The organism is Pseudalkalibacillus sp. JSM 102089 (genome assembly GCF_041366475.1).
GTDB lineage: Bacteria > Bacillota > Bacilli > Bacillales > Guptibacillaceae > Guptibacillus > Guptibacillus hwajinpoensis_B.
Map to the genome: position 1 here is coordinate 287,516 of NZ_JBEWYW010000004.1, position 14,121 is coordinate 301,636.

General features: G+C 39.2%; 15 protein-coding genes and 1 riboswitch. All 15 genes read left to right on the forward strand.

Annotation, left to right across the window (positions count from 1 at the left end; all coding sequences use genetic code 11):
- The first annotated feature begins 29 nt into the window (after positions 1–29).
- The gene (locus ABVF21_RS12120; RefSeq protein ID WP_303530627.1) at positions 30–1,082 is read left to right on the forward strand and encodes a M42 family metallopeptidase; all 1,053 of its coding nucleotides are present in this window, start codon (positions 30–32) and stop codon (positions 1,080–1,082) included.
- A 107-nt stretch (positions 1,083–1,189) separates the two neighbouring features.
- Positions 1,190–2,653, forward strand: a complete 1,464-nt coding sequence (locus ABVF21_RS12125; RefSeq protein WP_303530628.1) for a spore germination protein — start codon at positions 1,190–1,192, stop codon at positions 2,651–2,653.
- Between the two features lie 133 nt (positions 2,654–2,786).
- Positions 2,787–2,987: a YqgQ family protein gene (locus ABVF21_RS12130; protein WP_303530630.1), complete on the forward strand. Its 201-nt coding sequence runs from the start codon at positions 2,787–2,789 to the stop codon at positions 2,985–2,987.
- The gene (gene nfsA, locus ABVF21_RS12135) at positions 2,984–3,733 is read left to right on the forward strand and encodes an oxygen-insensitive NADPH nitroreductase (protein WP_303530632.1); all 750 of its coding nucleotides are present in this window, start codon (positions 2,984–2,986) and stop codon (positions 3,731–3,733) included. The genes ABVF21_RS12130 and nfsA overlap by 4 nt, the downstream gene beginning before the upstream one ends.
- Positions 3,734–3,760: 27 nt before the next feature.
- Positions 3,761–4,732, forward strand: a complete 972-nt coding sequence (locus ABVF21_RS12140) for an ROK family glucokinase (RefSeq protein WP_371018256.1) — start codon at positions 3,761–3,763, stop codon at positions 4,730–4,732.
- A gap of 293 nt (positions 4,733–5,025) precedes the next feature.
- Positions 5,026–6,900, forward strand: coding sequence for an LTA synthase family protein (locus tag ABVF21_RS12145; protein WP_371018257.1), 1,875 nt, complete (start codon positions 5,026–5,028; stop codon positions 6,898–6,900).
- Positions 6,901–7,066: 166 nt separating this feature from the next.
- Positions 7,067–8,254, forward strand: coding sequence for a M14 family metallopeptidase (locus ABVF21_RS12150; RefSeq protein ID WP_371018258.1), 1,188 nt, complete (start codon positions 7,067–7,069; stop codon positions 8,252–8,254).
- A gap of 55 nt (positions 8,255–8,309) precedes the next feature.
- A riboswitch (TPP riboswitch) is annotated at positions 8,310–8,426 on the forward strand.
- 212 nt (positions 8,427–8,638) lie between these two features.
- The gene (thiE, locus tag ABVF21_RS12155; protein ID WP_283153989.1) at positions 8,639–9,274 is read left to right on the forward strand and encodes a thiamine phosphate synthase; all 636 of its coding nucleotides are present in this window, start codon (positions 8,639–8,641) and stop codon (positions 9,272–9,274) included.
- Positions 9,271–9,468, forward strand: a complete 198-nt coding sequence (gene thiS, locus ABVF21_RS12160; protein ID WP_194222156.1) for a sulfur carrier protein ThiS — start codon at positions 9,271–9,273, stop codon at positions 9,466–9,468. Before thiE ends, thiS begins: the two co-directional genes overlap by 4 nt.
- Positions 9,469–9,472: 4 nt before the next feature.
- A complete protein-coding gene (locus ABVF21_RS12165) occupies positions 9,473–10,237 on the forward strand; it encodes a thiazole synthase (protein ID WP_194222155.1) in 765 nt (254 codons plus the stop codon).
- A gap of 16 nt (positions 10,238–10,253) precedes the next feature.
- Positions 10,254–11,345 (forward strand): glycine oxidase ThiO, encoded by a 1,092-nt coding sequence (gene thiO, locus ABVF21_RS12170; protein WP_371018259.1) that lies wholly within the window; start codon positions 10,254–10,256, stop codon positions 11,343–11,345.
- Positions 11,346–11,361: 16 nt separating this feature from the next.
- On the forward strand, positions 11,362–12,174 hold the full coding sequence (gene thiD, locus ABVF21_RS12175; protein ID WP_303530639.1) for a bifunctional hydroxymethylpyrimidine kinase/phosphomethylpyrimidine kinase: 813 nt from the start codon (positions 11,362–11,364) through the stop codon (positions 12,172–12,174).
- Between the two features lie 153 nt (positions 12,175–12,327).
- Positions 12,328–13,023, forward strand: coding sequence for an ABC transporter ATP-binding protein (locus ABVF21_RS12180; RefSeq protein WP_194222153.1), 696 nt, complete (start codon positions 12,328–12,330; stop codon positions 13,021–13,023).
- 3 nt (positions 13,024–13,026) lie between these two features.
- Positions 13,027–13,800, forward strand: a complete 774-nt coding sequence (locus ABVF21_RS12185) for an ABC transporter permease (RefSeq protein ID WP_283153991.1) — start codon at positions 13,027–13,029, stop codon at positions 13,798–13,800.
- Positions 13,800–14,105, forward strand: a complete 306-nt coding sequence (locus ABVF21_RS12190; protein ID WP_194222151.1) for an MTH1187 family thiamine-binding protein — start codon at positions 13,800–13,802, stop codon at positions 14,103–14,105. The genes ABVF21_RS12185 and ABVF21_RS12190 overlap by 1 nt, the downstream gene beginning before the upstream one ends.
- Positions 14,106–14,121 lie beyond the last annotated feature (16 nt).

The window sequence follows — 14,121 nt, forward strand, 5'->3', positions numbered from 1 at the left end:
AATTAATTCAATTTGAGAGGATGAAATCAATGAGTGATTTATTTCATGCAGAAGAACTTCTACAAACTACGAAAGAATTAGTTAGTATTCCAAGCCCATCTGGTTACACTGATGAAGTCATTAGTTGGGTTGAGGGGAGAATGCAAGAGCTTGGAGTAGAGACTAAACGAAATAATAAGGGTGGACTCATTGCTACTATTGAAGGGTCAGATTCGTCGCGTCAACGGATGTTAACAGCTCATGTTGATACATTGGGAGCGATGGTGAAAGAAATTAAGAGTGATGGTCGCCTGCGCTTATCTTTAATTGGTGGTTTTCGATTTAATGCAATTGAAGGTGAGTACTGTGAGATTATCACCGGAGATGGCAAGCGTTTTACTGGAACGATTCTTTTACACCAAACCTCTGTTCATGTTTATAAAAACAACGGGGAGGTCAAACGAGACGAACAGAACATGGAAGTGCGTCTTGATGAGCGTGTCTCTAATCCTGAAGATGTCATGAAATTGGGAGTGAGTGTTGGTGACTTTATTTCTTTTGACCCTCGTGTCCAAATTACCGATTCTGGATTTATCAAATCACGCCATTTGGATGATAAAGCTAGTGTAGCTCTTCTTCTTGCAAACATTAAGAAACTAAAAGAAAACAACATCAGGCTTCCACATACGACGCATTTTCTAATTTCGAATAATGAAGAAATTGGTTATGGTGGTAATTCCAATATCCCTGATCAAACCATCGAATACATAGCTGTGGATATGGGAGCACTTGGAGATGGACAAACTTCTGATGAATATACGGTTTCGATCTGTGCCAAAGATTCAAGCGGTCCATATCATTATCGCTTACGTAAACATCTTGTGAAGCTTGCAGAGGAAAATAAGATTGAGTATAAACTCGACATTTATCCTTATTATGGGTCAGATGCATCAGCTGCCATTCGGGCAGGAGTGGATGTTCGTCATGCGCTTATTGGTCCTGGTATTGATGCTTCCCACGCATATGAGCGAACACATCAGGATTCAATGCTTCATACAGCACATTTAATTTATCAGTACCTCTTATCGGAAATGATCGATTGAATGAGAAAACCAGCCTTTCTTAAAAGGCTGGTTTTTCTATGCCCAATTTTCCAATGAGGTATGCATAATGTAAGAATGGTGAATGATGGAAAGGAGGAGGGGGAACTATGTCTCAAAAAAAGATCATTCATCCCGTTAGTCGTTCATTTGAGGAAAATATCGATTTCCTTCATAAGGAATTAGGTGTTGGGAAAAGTTTTGATGTTATTCAGTTAGATCTTGATTACGCAGGTAGAAAAATGGCGATGTTTTTAATCGATGGCTTTGTCAAAGATGATATTCTTCACTATCTTATGAAGTTACTATCAAGACTTGAACCTTCCCAACTTGATCCTGATCCACTTGAGAAGCTCATGAAAGTACATATCCCATACGTTGAAATTGATCGACAAAAGGATCTTGATGTTGTAATGGATTTAGTGCTTGCTGGTCCAACTGCCCTTATTGTAGAAGGTATGAGCGAAGTTATTATGATCGATGCAAGAACGTACCCGGTCAGAGGACCACAGGAACCAGATTTGGAGCGTGTAACAAGGGGCGCGAGAGATGGCTTTGTAGAAACAATCGTATTCAATACATCACTAACGAGAAGAAGAGTGAGAGATAAAACGTTAAGAATGGAATATATGCAAGTAGGTAGAAGGTCCAAAACAGACATTTGTATTAGTTATATTGAAGATATTGCTGATCCTGAAATCGTAAATAGAATTAAGGATTCTGTTAGTAACATTGATACAGATGGCTTACCGATGGGCGAAAAGACGATTGAAGAGTTTATTTGTGGAAGACATTTAAATCCTTATCCTCTTGTGAGGTACACAGAGCGTCCCGATACAGCAGCTATTCACCTTTATGAAGGTCACGTATTGATTTTTGTAGATGGATCGCCCAGTGTGCTTATTACACCTACTACTTTCTGGCATCATCTGCAACATGCTGAAGAGTACAGGCAAAAGCCGCTTGTTGGCGGATATTTGAGACTTGTTCGTTTTATAGCCGTTTGGATCGGAATTTTCATTTTGCCGCTATGGTATTTATTTGCTACAAACCCACGGTTACTAGGTTCAAATATGCAGTTTATTGGGGTAGATCAAAACGGGACATTGCCTCTGTTCGTTCAATTTTTACTTATAGAAATAGGGATTGATATACTCAGGATGGCAACCATTCATACTCCAACCTCCCTTGCGACTGCGCTTGGTCTTGTATCGGCCATCTTGATTGGACAAGTAGCAGTAGAGGTAGGACTGTTTATTAATGAGGTCATTTTATATTTGGCCCTTGCAGCAATGGGGACATTCGCAACACCATCCTATGAATTAAGTCTTGCCAATCGACTTTTTCGTCTCTTACTGCTCGTTTTGACCGCAGCTTTTGGCGTAATTGGATTTGTTGGAGGATTTACACTATGGATAATGCTTTTAATTCGTACAAAATCGTTTCATATTCCTTATCTATGGCCGTTTATTCCGTTTTCTTATCGAGCATTTCGAGATGTTATTTTCAGATCACCTATGCCACTTAAAAATCGCAGGCCGACGGTATTACATCCTAAAGATCCAGATCGTTAATATCGACCAATATCAATGGCTTATTTACAAAATGTAAAGAAGAGACTACATTTCTTAAATGGGATGTGGTCTTTTTGTGCGTAATTATTTTTTTTGGCGCTAGGGATTGCTATAATGAACAATGGTGAAGATAATGAAAACATTTTATGATATACAGCAGCTTTTAAAGCAATATGGCATGATTGTTTATACTGGAACTCGACTTGGAGACCTGGAACTAATGGAAGGCGAGATCCAAGAGTTATACGATATGAAAATTCTCGAGAATGAGGATTACCTCGTCGCCAGAATGATCATAAGAAATGAAATTAGCAAGGAGAGGGACAAAACATGAATCAGACAATTGAAACGATGCTTGCTCACCGCTCAATTAGAGCATTTAAAGATAATCCATTAACGGAAGAGCAAATTCATACGTTAGTAAAAGCAGCGCAATCCGCTTCAACTTCAAGCTACATACAAGCTTATTCGATCATTGGTGTGGAAGATAAAGAAAAGAAAAAGCAGCTTGCTGAATTAGCTGGTGGGCAAAGTTATGTTGAAAAGAATGGTCACTTCTTTGTTTTTTGTGCAGATTTCAATCGCCACCATGCAACAGCTGAAATGCATGGGACAGATGTAACGGAAACGACGCAAACAACTGAAAAGTTCATGGTAGGATTAATAGATGCAGCGCTTGCTGCACAAAACGCCAGCATAGCAGCAGAGTCAATGGGACTAGGTATTTGCTATATTGGTGGCATTCGGAACGACCTTGAAAAAGTGAGTGAAGTATTGAATCTTCCTCAATTTGTTATTCCTTTATTTGGACTTTGTGTTGGATATCCCGATCAGGATCCAGATGTAAAACCACGATTACCTCTAAATAACATCTATCATATTGATGAATATGAGCATGATGCAAATGCATTTAAAGAAGGATTAAACGAATATGATGAAGTTATTTCAGGTTACTACACGAATCGAACGGGAGGTCAACGATCAGCAGGATGGACTTCTATGATGGCACATAAATTAGCGACCCCTGTTCGAACGTATATGAAGAAATTTCTTGAAAAGAAAGGTTTTCCTCTGAAATAGAGTGTTACTTGCGAAAGGTGGATTAAGATGAAAGAAGAAAAATGGCTCATTGGTGTTGATTTAGGTGGAACAACTATCAAGCTTTCATTCCTTGATTTTTATGGTGAAATTATTAGTAAATGGGAAATTCCTACTGATAAATCGGAAGCTGGTCGTCATATCACAACTCACATAGCTCGTGCTATTGATGATAAGATGGAAGAAATGAATGTTAGCAGAAAGAAGTTTTCTGGTATCGGTATGGGAGCTCCAGGTTTCATTGAAATGGATTCAGGATTTATTTACCACGCAGTAAACATTGGATGGCGAGACTTTCCTTTAAAAGACAAGCTTGAAGTTGAAACAGGGTTACCAGTTATTATTGATAACGATGCGAACATTGCTGCTCTTGGTGAAATGTGGCGTGGCGCAGGGGATGGAGCACGTGATTTACTATGCGTCACGCTAGGGACTGGAGTAGGCGGAGGCATTATTACGAATGGAACAATCATTCATGGAACGAATGGCATGGCGGGGGAAATAGGTCATATTACATCCATCCCTGATGGTGGAGCGCAATGCAATTGTGGCAAAACAGGCTGCCTTGAAACAGTAGCCTCAGCGACTGGTGTTGTTCGTATTGCGATGGAAAAACTTATGTCACATCAGGACAGTGTCCTATATCATATTTATCAAGAAAAGAGTGAAATTACTTCTCGTGATATTTTTGAAGGCGCTGAGGCCCAGGATCCATATGCTGTTGAAGTAGTGAATAATGTAACTTTCCATCTAGGACTTGCGATTGCCAACCTGGCTAATTCTTTGAATCCTTCTAAAATTGTAATAGGTGGGGGCGTATCAAAAGCAGGCGAAGCGCTTCTTACCCCCTTAAAAAAACAATTTGAAAAATATGCATTGCCAAGAGTTAGAAAAGGTGCGGATTTTGCAATTGCCACACTCGGCAATGATGCTGGCGTAATAGGAGGAGCGTGGCTCGTAAAAACGAAATTGATGAAATAGTCCTGGTTTTTCATGTTTCAGCCTGCTATAACAAGGGAAGAAAAGATCAGTTAAGTTCGATCTTTTCTTTTTTTTTGTAAAAAAATTGCCCAAATGAAACTTTTTGTCCATTTCATTCGTTATTACTAACAGACAGGAAGCTCAGAATCAAAATAATTGTGAAAGAAATACTAAAATAAGGACAAAAGTTAGTTGATTAAATTTCGAAAACATACTATCATAGCGATTATGTATGGTCGTAGAAAGTAATGGTAGCTTTTCCTTATATTCAACTAAGGAGGTACTAAGAAAACATGAAAAAGCTACAAAATAAGTATTCTTTTTTCCTAATCGTAGCCTTTATGCTGTGGTTAAAAACGTATTTGGTGTACGAATTTGCTTTCAACATTGAACCTGAAAATAAAATGGAAGGGTTTATATTACTGCTAAACCCAATTAGTTCTGTATTGCTATTCCTCGGTTTTGCCCTATTTGCCTCACCAAAGTATCGCAACAGAGTACTACTGGTCATTAATTTTATTGGCTCATTTATCCTATTTGCAAACGTCGTATACTACCGTGAATTTACTGATTTTATAACAATACCATTGTTGTTTCAAACGAATAATATGGGGGAGCTTGGTAATAGTATTGCTGAACTTGTAAGCGGTTTTGATTTCTTGCTCTTTGTAGATATCATTATTCTGGCAGTTTTCCTTTTCGTAAGAAAAACGAAGGCGTACACGGTTAAGAAGAAAGAAATTGCTATTGTATTTGCTAGCGCTATAGCTCTTTTTGCTGTTAATGTTGGGCTTGCAGAAACAGAACGCCCGCAGCTTTTAACTCGTACGTTTGATCGTGAAATGCTCATAAAATATATTGGTACTTATAACTACCACGTTTATGACGCTGTTCTTCAGTCCAAAGCAAAAGCACAGCGAGCATTTGCGGATGGCAGTGAGATCGTAGATATTGAAAACTATGTAAAAGCTAACCACGTTGAGCCAGATCCTGAAATGTTTGGTGAAGCTGAAGGGAAAAACATCATCCTTGTATCGTTAGAATCCACACAGAGTTTTGTAGTGAATGAAGAAGTGGATGGAGAAGAAATTACGCCTTTCTTAAATGATCTTATAGATGAAAGTTATTATTTCCCGAATTTCTATCATCAAACAGCTCAGGGTAAAACTTCTGACTCCGAATTTATTCTTGAGAATTCATTATATGGACTTCCAAGTGGAGCTGTATTCTTTACCCATTCAGGGAACGAATACAATGCATCACCAGAAATATTAAGTGAGAATGGATACTATAACGCTGTCTTCCATGCGAATAACAAAAGCTTCTGGAACCGTGACGTTATGTATGACTCCCTTAAATACGATAAGTTCTATGACATTAATGATTTTACAGTAACGCCTGATAATTCAATCGGATGGGGATTGAAAGATGAATATTTCTTTGATCAATCCATTAAATATTTAGAAACGCTACCGGAACCTTACTATGCTAAATACATTACATTAACAAACCACTTTCCTTTTACACTTGAATCAGAGGATGAATATATTCCAGAGTGGACTTCAGATGATGGAACTGTTAACAGATATTTCACTACGGTTCGATATCAAGATGAAGCTCTAAAGAAATTCTTTGAGCGAATGAAAGAAGAAGGACTTTATGAAGATTCGATCTTCGTCATGTACGGTGATCACTATGGAATTTCTGAGAACCATAACAAAGCTATGGGAGAATTCTTAGGCAAAGAAATCACACCATTTGAATCCACGGAGCTTCAAAAAGTTCCGCTCGTTGTTCATATTCCTGGCCAAGAAGGGGAAGTGATGGAACAGGTCGGTGGTCAAATTGATTTGAAGCCGACAATTATGCACCTGCTTGGTATTGATACGAAGGATATGATTAAATTTGGTAACGATCTTTTTGCAAAAGAACAGGATAATTTCACTATCCTTCGCGATGGAAGCTTCATTACTGAAAATAATCTATACACTAAAAGTGTCTGTTATGACAAAGAAACAGGAGAAGAAACGGATAAATCAGCCTGTGAACCATACATGGAGAAGGCAAAAACTGATCTTGCCTACTCAGATAAAATCGTTTATGGAGACCTTCTACGTTTCTTAGGCAAGCATGATGAGCAACAAGAGGATACAGAAATAGAAAAATAGCATGAAAGATGCAAACCCCACCTTGGATATTAGGTGGGGTTTTTGTATTGTAGTGAACTTTTTCTGAGGCGAGCAATAAGGCTAATATGTCCTAATTATGTAGCATATGCATCACTCATTATTTCATATCATTGTAAGAAGGATATGAAATGTGGGAGGGTATGACATGAAAATTAGGGTGAAGAGTGGGGATAGCCTTTGGAAATATAGCCGAGTGTTTCAAATTCCACTTCAATTAATATTAGATAGTAATAATCTTGAGAATCCTGATCAACTTATAGTCGGAGAACAAATTCAGATCCCTGGGTTTGTCACGAAAAGTTATACCATTAAGCCAGGAGATACATTATGGAAAATAGCAGGATGGTACGGAACACCCCTAGATGGTGTTCTTTTGCTAAACGATTCGAATCCTTTTTCGTTACAACCAGGAGAAAAAGTGAATATACCGATTCGTGTAACGTGGTCACTCATTAACCCAAATCAAAATTACGATTATCAAACCCTTGTTAATGATATTCGAAAAATACTTGCTGTTTATCCATTTATTAAACGATCCATCATTGGCGAATCTGTCATGGAAAAGCCAATCCCAGAACTAGTAGTGGGAACAGGAAAGAAAAAAGTTCATATGAATGGAGCATTTCATGCTAATGAATGGTTAACCTCAACTCTCATTATGAAATTTGTAGATGATTATTCTCGTGAATTGACGAATAGTCAGAGATTGAGCGGTGTTTACCTCCCATCTCTATATGAAACGACTTCTCTCTCTCTTGTACCCATGGTAAACCCAGATGGAGTGGATCTTGTCATTAATGGATTACCTGAAGAAGAACCTTACCGCTCATTGGCGGATCAAATTAATAATGGAAGTGAACAATTTAACAGATGGAAGGCGAACATTAGGGGAGTTGATTTAAACAATCAGTATCCTGCTAAATGGGAAATAGAAGCTGAACGAAAACCAACAAAACCTTCTCCAAGAAATTACCCGGGAAAAGCACCGCTTACAGAGCCAGAAGCAATAGCGATCGCAGACCTGACGAGAAGAAAGAAATTTGATCGTGCGCTAGCATTTCATTCTCAAGGTGAAGTGATCTTTTGGGGTTTCGAAGGACTTGAACCTCCTGAGTCAGAAATCTTGGTGAGAGAATTTTCGCGACTGAGCGGTTATCGAGCAGTTCGCTATGTTGATAGTTTCGCTGGATACAAGGATTGGTTTATTCAAGACTTTAGAAGACCGGGTTTTACCGTAGAAATTGGAAAAGGGGAAAGTCCTTTGCCTACTTCTGATTTCAACACTATTTACCAAGATACATTAGGGATTTTCCTTTCTTCTCTGTATATGTAGGTTAGTGGCTTGTTTTTTAATCACTTCTTTGTCATAATAAACTTAATTTCATAATTCCAAAGACTAGGGGTGCCTTCATGTAAGGGAAGGCTGAGAAAAAGAAACCGTCATTTCTTTTACCCTTGAACCTGATCTGGTTGATACCAGCGTAGGGAAGTCGGTAGCAGTATTGATTACGTATTACTACCCCCATTCCTTACGCGGAATGGGGTTTTTTAGTGTGTTTTATGTTAATCGTTTTTAAGCGTTTACGGTGGTAGCTTATACTCTTGATTCTCGATTTTTAGCTCGAAGCGATTGGTTATCACAGAGCGTAATTGAGCCGAAAATCAACAAAGCTCGTTAACATAGGCTTAAGGTTAAAAGTATTAGAGGAGGTAAATAATGAAGGATTTTAAATTATACGTCATTACAGGGGAAGAATTCCACCCTGATCGAGACCTAGTTGAGGTAATGGAGCAAGCGATACAAGGTGGTACTGATATTATTCAATTGCGTGATAAGACGAATTCTAAAAAGGTTGTACTAGAAAAAGCTTTGAGATTAAAGGAGCTAACACAAAAATATGAAGTTCCTTTTATTGTGAATGATCACATTGATATTGCGCTAGCCGTTGATGCTGATGGCATTCATCTCGGTCAGGATGATTTACCTTTAGAGGTAGCAAGGAAGATTGTTGGACCTAATAAGATCATAGGTATCTCCACACATCGAATAGAAGAAGCGCGTGAAGCAGAGCAGCGTGGTGCTGATTACATTGGGGCTGGGCCAGTCTTTCCCACAAATAGCAAAAGCGATGTTGTTGATCCAGTAACAACTGACTATCTCAAAGAAGTTGCAGCAGAAATATCTATTCCGTTTGTAGCCATCGGCGGCATCAAATTGCATAATGTTTCGGACGTCCTCCATTCAGGTGCTTCTAGAGTATGTGTCATTAGTGAAGTAGTTGGTAGTGCCGATATTAAAGGCACGTGCGAAGCATTTATTCAATCCATTCAAAAAGAGGTGATTCCCAAGTGACATTACTAGTTAATGGAGAGCAGCATGATTTAGAAGTGGCAACATTGAAAGAAGTTGTTACTCATTTTGGCTTGCAAGAAGGGTTGGTTGTCACTGAAGTTAATGGAACAATTATTGATCGCTCGGAATGGATCGATACAGAAGTAAAAGAAGGAATGAAAATTGAACTTGTCCACTTTGTAGGAGGGGGTTGACCGAATGAATGATAAATTAACAATAGCTGGTAAAGAACTTTCTTCCCGCTTGTTTCTTGGCACGGGAAGATATCCAAATCCATATGTTCAAAATAAAGCAATTGAAGCTTCTGAAGCAGAAGTTCTCACATTTGCTATTCGAAGAGTGAATCTTACTGCACCAAATGAAGATGCGATCTTACAGCACATCGAGAATCAATCATTTCACTATTTGCCCAATACTTCCGGAGCTACGACTGCTGAAGAAGCCATTCGCATCGCTCGTTTAGCAAAAGCATCTGGCTTAAGTGATTGGATAAAAATCGAAGTTAGTCGAGATGAAAAAATGCTAATCCCTGATCCGGTGGAAACCTTGAAAGCTACAGAGGTTCTTGCTAAAGAAGGTTTTGTTGTTTTACCGTATACTTCTGATGATCCAGCACTTTGCTATCGACTACAAGAAGCAGGTGCAGCGGCTGTCATGCCAGGGGGATCTCCTATTGGAACTGGTCTCGGCATCTTAAATCCATACAATATTGAACTAATTACAGAACAACTGAAGGTACCAGTCATAGTCGATGCGGGTCTTGGACATGCATCTGATGTAACACAAGCGATGGAGCTTGGGGCAGATGGAGTCCTCCTTAATACAGCCATAGCGAAAGCGAGAAACCCTGTCATGATGGCTGAGTCAGTTAAGTTGGCTATTAGAGCAGGAAGATTGTCTTACGTTGCAGGAAGAATTCCTAAAAAGAAGTACGCCACTGCAAGTAGTCCGGTACGAAATTAATAGAAGGAGGGCGATCATGGCTAACATTACGGTTGTAGGAGGCGGTGTGATTGGTCTCTCCATAGCATATGAATGCCGTACGAGGGGACATGAAACGACTGTAGTAGAAGCTCATAAGTGTGGGGGGCAAGCTTCAGGTGCAGCTGCAGGCATGCTTGCGCCTTATTCGGAAATTGAAGAAGATCCAGATGATTTTTTCAGACTTTGCCAACATAGTTTAAAGCTTTTCCCGAAATGGCAGGAAGAAATCAAACAGAATTCAGAAGTTGATTTTGAATATTGCGAGAGCGGCAGTCTTTATTGTATCTATCATGAGGCTGATCGGCTGTCTCTTGAGACAAAGCAGGCCTGGCAACGTAAGTTTAACGTTGAATCTACAATATTAAATGCTGACGAAGTAAGAGTGAAAGAGCCAGGCCTTTCTCAAGATGTTGTTGCAGCATTATGGTGTCCAGAAGAGTCACATATTTATGCTCCTGGCTACGTCTCAGCACTTTTAGATGCTTGTCGCAAGTTAGGTGTTCGGGTGATAGAGAATGCGGGAGAGGCGACGTTTGAAGAGAATAGCGTTGTGGTAAAAGGTCAACAAATCGAAAGCGATCGAGTTGTTCTTGCTGCAGGAGCATGGTCTATGTACTGGGAGGAAGCACTTGGTTTGACGTTGCCAATTTATCCAATACGTGGACAAATTTGCGCATATGAAGCCCCATCTCTCAATCACATTATTTTTACGAGTCAAGGCTATCTTGTAGCGAAAGCAAATGGATCAGTTGTTGCTGGTGCTTCGGAGGACATCGCTGGTTTTGATACAGCTGTTACGGAACATGGTGTAGGAAGACTTGAGAAATGGAGTAAGCAAGTGATGCCTGCCTTACAGCAGAAAAATCCATTTCATAAGTGGGCGGGGTTAAGACCTGCTACTCAAGATGGCTTTCCTATTATCGGAAAGCTAGATCATAAACCTAAGGTTATTTTAGCCACTGGTCATTATCGGAACGGAATCTTACTTAGTCCTGTTACAGCAAAGATTGTAGCTGATGAAATCGATGGAAGTGTTAGTGAATTAGGGCTCGGTCAATTTCGACCTGATCGTTTCCAGGTTATATAATGAAGGAGTGAGTTTTATGCGTAAAGCACTTACGATAGCTGGATCTGATAGTGGGGGAGGAGCTGGTATTCAGGCCGATTTAAAAACATTTCAAGAGCGGGAAGTGTTTGGGATGAGTGCCATAACGGCACTTACAGCTCAAAATACTCTAGGGGTTCACAATGTTTATCCCCAATCTATAGAAGCGGTTCAATCTCAGTTAGATGCTGTGCTATCGGATATTGGAACAGATGCTGTGAAAACTGGTATGCTTTTCTCTAGTGATATTATTTTGGGCGTTGCTGAGAAGATAAGAGAATACCAGGTGCCAAACCTTGTGATTGATCCTGTTATGATTGCGAAGGGAGGAGCATCACTCCTTCAAAAAGAGGCGATTCGTGCCATGAAGGAAGAACTCATTCCTCTTGGTACTATTATTACACCAAATATTCCTGAAGCTTCGGAGTTATTAGGTGGCGACTCAATTACTTCAGTTCGAGAAATGGAAGAAGCTGCAGCGGCATTACAACACTTTGGTGCAAAGGCTGTCCTTGTTAAAGGCGGACATATGGATGGAGAAACTTCGATAGATGTTTTGTATGCGAACCAACGTTTTTATCACTATGAGTCTAAACGTATTGATACAAAACATACTCATGGAACGGGATGTACCTTCTCTGCTTGCATAACTGCAGAGCTTGCGAAAGGACGAACAATACAAGAGGCGGTCTCAACTGCAAAAGAATTTATTACAGCAGCCATTGCGAATTCTCTTTCTATAGGTAATGGAATTGGACCTACGAACCACTCTGCTCATAGGCAAAAGCTAATAAGTGGAATGAAACAATAGCTCTGCACTGCGCAGAGTTTTTTATTTGGGGGTGTCTTTTAGGATGAGAAGGTCGAAAATACATAAGCTATACACGAAATGCACTTTCTTATCATAGGTCATCAATGCATGATAGAATAATGGTGTTAATTTACAGTAAGGAAAGGTCGTCTCATGAATAAAATAATTGAAGTGAAAAATGTGAATAATGAACGTGTGTCAGATATTCATTTTGATATGCTAGAAGGATCATTAACAACGATCATCGGCCCTTCAGGCGCTGGAAAAAGTAGCTTATTGATGTTGCTGAACCGATTAGAGGATCCTGATAGAGGTGAAATTCTCTTTAAAGGAAAGAAGCTAGATGAATTTCCAATCAATAAGCTACGTCGAAATATTGGGATGGTCTTTCAACAGGCTCACCTATTTAATGGAACAATTGAAGATAATTTAAAGTTTGGACCGCTTCTAGAAAAGAAATGGAATGAAAAAATGGGCATTCAACTATTAGAGAAAGTTCAATTACCTCGCGATTTTTTAACAAAAGATGTGGAAAATTTATCTGGTGGTGAAGAGCAAAGAGTGGCATTTGCGAGAACGCTTGCTAATAATCCTGAGGTGTTGTTATTAGACGAGGTGACTAGTGCGCTTGATATGCGTACAGTTGATTGGATGGAAGAATTGTTACATACACTTGTAAATGAAGAAGGGAAAACGATTCTAATGATTACACATGATCTAAAGCAGGCGAAGAGGCTTGGTTCATATACTCTCTTTATGAATGAAGGAAAGATTGAAGAACAAGGAGAAACGAAAATATTGTTTCAATCGCCTAAATCAGATGCTTTAAAGCACTTTTTGGAAGGATAACCAATGACTGAAATATCAAATCTATCTTTATTAACGATGATTCTCTTTGTCATGATCCCCGTGTCTCTTTCTTATTTATTTTCACTAGGAATTGGCAAATCCGCGATTTGGTCCTCCTTACGTGGGGTAGTTCAATTATTTTTTATAGGCTACATTCTTACTTTTTTGTTTTCAATGCCTGATTGGCAGGGAATAGGACTTTGGGTAGCGGTTATGCTGGTCATTGCTTCTCTACAAGCTGCCAAAAGAGGAAAGGGTATACCCTATGCCTTTCTGCTATCTCTTTGTTCTCTCATATTGATTGAAGTGTTTGTTCTCTCACTATGGATTATTTTTGATATCATTCCATTTAAATCAGAACAAGTCATTCCAATGAGTGGAATGATTATTGGTAATAGTATGGTTGCAACAGGTCTAGCATTTGAGAGAATGAAAAATGAGTTTCATGATAGCAAAGGGAAAATTCTTGCAGCGTTGTCACTTGGGGCAAATTCGTCACAAGCTTCTCAAATGATCATAAGGAAAACAATTCGTGCGGCTATGATCCCTAACGTAGATGGATTAAAAACGATTGGTCTTGTACAATTGCCCGGTATGATGACAGGACTTATTCTAGGTGGCGCTTCGCCCATTGAAGCTATACGATATCAAATTGTAATATCGATAAGCATCTTCTCATCCGTTTCCATATGTGCGATGATTATATCGTTAGTTACATACCGCTTTTTCTATAATCGAAAGATGCAGTTATTAGAAGTCAAAGGAGGAAATAAATAATGGCAATTGTAGACGTGACGGTTATTCCGATTGGTACAGAAACTCCTAGTGTCAGCAAATATGTAGCTGAGGTACAGAAAATTCTTGAATCTTATTCAGATCGAGTTACTTATAGGTTAACACCAATGAGCACTCTAATTGAAGGGGAAATAGCAGATCTTCTCGAGGTGGTCCATGCCATACATGAAGCACCTTTTCAAGCGGGGATAGAGCGTGTCGCTACTAACCTTCGTATAGATGATCGTCGTGATAAAAAGGTTAAGATGGATGATAAACTTGATTCGGTAAACAGGCACTTAGAATAAGTGCCTGTCATCATTT

Bases quoted from the DNA above. Each gene is read 5' to 3' on its own strand.
- ABVF21_RS12185 (WP_283153991.1), top strand. From the start codon at position 13,027: ATGACTGAAATATCAAATCTATCTTTATTAACGATGATTCTCTTTGTC.
- ABVF21_RS12120 (WP_303530627.1), top strand. From the start codon at position 30: ATGAGTGATTTATTTCATGCAGAAGAACTTCTACAAACTACGAAAGAA.
- ABVF21_RS12190 (WP_194222151.1), top strand. From the start codon at position 13,800: ATGGCAATTGTAGACGTGACGGTTATTCCGATTGGTACAGAAACTCCT.
- thiE (WP_283153989.1), top strand. From the start codon at position 8,639: ATGAAGGATTTTAAATTATACGTCATTACAGGGGAAGAATTCCACCCT.
- thiD (WP_303530639.1), top strand. From the start codon at position 11,362: ATGCGTAAAGCACTTACGATAGCTGGATCTGATAGTGGGGGAGGAGCT.
- ABVF21_RS12140 (WP_371018256.1), top strand. From the start codon at position 3,761: ATGAAAGAAGAAAAATGGCTCATTGGTGTTGATTTAGGTGGAACAACT.
- ABVF21_RS12145 (WP_371018257.1), top strand. From the start codon at position 5,026: ATGAAAAAGCTACAAAATAAGTATTCTTTTTTCCTAATCGTAGCCTTT.
- ABVF21_RS12150 (WP_371018258.1), top strand. From the start codon at position 7,067: ATGAAAATTAGGGTGAAGAGTGGGGATAGCCTTTGGAAATATAGCCGA.
- ABVF21_RS12130 (WP_303530630.1), top strand. From the start codon at position 2,787: ATGAAAACATTTTATGATATACAGCAGCTTTTAAAGCAATATGGCATG.
- thiO (WP_371018259.1), top strand. From the start codon at position 10,254: ATGGCTAACATTACGGTTGTAGGAGGCGGTGTGATTGGTCTCTCCATA.
- ABVF21_RS12180 (WP_194222153.1), top strand. From the start codon at position 12,328: ATGAATAAAATAATTGAAGTGAAAAATGTGAATAATGAACGTGTGTCA.
- nfsA (WP_303530632.1), top strand. From the start codon at position 2,984: ATGAATCAGACAATTGAAACGATGCTTGCTCACCGCTCAATTAGAGCA.
- ABVF21_RS12165 (WP_194222155.1), top strand. From the start codon at position 9,473: ATGAATGATAAATTAACAATAGCTGGTAAAGAACTTTCTTCCCGCTTG.
- ABVF21_RS12125 (WP_303530628.1), top strand. From the start codon at position 1,190: ATGTCTCAAAAAAAGATCATTCATCCCGTTAGTCGTTCATTTGAGGAA.